The sequence below is a fragment of the Pseudoalteromonas sp. SIMBA_162 genome (assembly GCF_046535955.1).
GTDB lineage: Bacteria > Pseudomonadota > Gammaproteobacteria > Enterobacterales > Alteromonadaceae > Pseudoalteromonas > Pseudoalteromonas marina.
This window is the reverse complement of the sequence record NZ_JAWJBQ010000092.1, coordinates 1-421: the sequence shown is the minus strand read 5'-3', so window position 1 is coordinate 421 and position 421 is coordinate 1. Positions and strand designations below refer to the sequence as shown.

Here is a 421-nt window from a genome sequence, read left to right as displayed (position 1 = left end):
CCTGCCCCACCTCGCTTTCGATGAACAGACGACATCCGGAGTCACGGTAGTAATCCGCCTTGTGACTCGAATGGCGATTCTGGCGCAAGCGCTCTTCCTTGCTGGGCAGGTCGAGCATGATCAGGTGGTCATACTCGACACCGTGACGGGCCAGCCAGTCGGTCGTCTCGGGGCGATATTTTTCCAGCCGATTGGTGACCAGCGAGTGCACACGGTAGGTCGGGATATGCAGAGGCGCTGCGCTGGTCAGAAAGTCGCGATAGCGTGGGCCATCATCGTTCTGCTCAGGCGTCGGGTCGAGGCACAGCACGCCATCGATATCCAAGCAGCTATCGGCCAGCGCCGGATGATGAAACAGATTCCACTGGAAGGCGCGTGGATGCTCCAACTCGACCAGATACATGTCCACCCCCACCACCGG

General features: G+C 59.9%; 1 protein-coding gene. It reads right to left on the bottom strand.

The features are described from left to right. On the bottom strand, window positions 1-403 hold a 403-nt coding region (locus R0J88_RS18850), incomplete at its 3' end, for a hypothetical protein (protein ID WP_410900704.1). Window positions 404-421 lie beyond the last annotated feature (18 nt).